Here is a 228-nt window from a genome sequence, read left to right as displayed (position 1 = left end):
TCCGTATCAATTTGCTTCATCGTCCAGGCTTCAAGAGCCACCCCTTTGAGCGCTGACAGGTAGGTGTTGATCGTTGCCGGAGCCTTCCCTGCATCCCCCCAGCATTTCCAGCACCGCCAATATGTGGTGCGCCTCATTGAGCTCCATGCACAGTCACGAAGGTTCTGAAACCCGATCATCTTGGCGACAATGTTGAGGAATGAGCTCATGGTCTGCCTGCTTCGCTTT

The 228-nt window shown here is 53.9% G+C and carries 1 pseudogene; it reads right to left on the bottom strand.

From position 1 onward, the window contains the following. Positions 1–209: pseudogene (locus tag BHE89_RS03390) on the bottom strand (tyrosine-type recombinase/integrase); the annotation flags it as partial. Between the last annotated feature and the right edge of the window lie 19 nt (positions 210–228).

The sequence above is a fragment of the Shigella sp. FC1967 genome (assembly GCF_001743005.1).
Taxonomy (GTDB): domain Bacteria; phylum Pseudomonadota; class Gammaproteobacteria; order Enterobacterales; family Enterobacteriaceae; genus Proteus.
This window is presented reverse-complemented; position numbering and strand designations above follow the sequence as displayed.